Source organism: Saccharothrix hoggarensis (genome assembly GCF_042678885.1).
Lineage (GTDB): Bacteria > Actinomycetota > Actinomycetes > Mycobacteriales > Pseudonocardiaceae > Actinosynnema > Actinosynnema hoggarensis.
Genome location: NZ_JBHTLK010000508.1, coordinates 1 through 832, shown reverse-complemented (window position 1 = coordinate 832; position 832 = coordinate 1). Strand labels below are relative to the sequence as shown.

Genomic DNA, 832 nt, shown 5'->3' with positions numbered 1-832 from the left:
GGAGCAGCTCGATGAGCCGTGAAGACGTCCTGGTCTCGGCCGCTTGGTCCGAGGAGAACCTCACCACGCCCGGCGTGGTGTTCGTGGAGGTGGACGAGGACACCACCGCCTACGACGGGGGTCACATCCCGGGCGCGGTGAAGATCGACTGGAAGAAGGACCTCCAGGACCCCGTCCGCCGCGACTTCGTCGACCGGGCCGGTTTCGAGAAGCTGCTCTCCTCGCGCGGCATCGCCAACGACGACACCGTCGTCCTCTACGGCGGCAACAACAACTGGTTCGCCGCCTACGCCTACTGGTACTTCAAGCTCTACGGCCACCAGTCCGTCAAGCTCCTCGACGGCGGCCGCAAGAAGTGGGAACTCGACGGCCGCCCCCTGGACAAGGAGGTCGTGGTCCGCCCCGAGACCACCTACACCGCCCAGGAGCAGAACCTCGCCATCCGCGCCTTCCGCGACGAGGTCGTCGACTCCATCGGCAACAAGAACCTCGTCGACGTCCGCTCCCCCGACGAGTTCTCCGGCAAGCTCCTCGCCCCCGCCCACCTCCCCCAGGAGCAGGCGCAGCGCGCCGGCCACATCCCCAGCGCGATCAACGTGCCGTGGAGCAAGGCCGCCAACGAGGACGGCACCTTCAAGTCCAACGAGGAACTCGCCGAGATCTACGGCGAGGCCGGCTTCGACGGCTCCCGCAAGACCATCGCCTACTGCCGCATCGGCGAGCGCTCCTCCCACACCTGGTTCGCCCTGCACGAGCTCCTCGGCCACGAGGACGTCAAGAACTACGACGGTTCCTGGACCGAGTACGGCTCGCTCATCGGCGTCCCCGTCGA

1 protein-coding gene is annotated in these 832 nt (G+C 67.3%); it reads left to right on the top strand.

What is annotated here, in order from left to right; translation table 11 throughout:
• Nucleotides 1-11: 11 nt before the first annotated feature.
• On the top strand, nt 12-832 hold an 821-nt coding region (locus ACFQ3T_RS36815; RefSeq protein ID WP_380730821.1), incomplete at its 3' end, for a sulfurtransferase.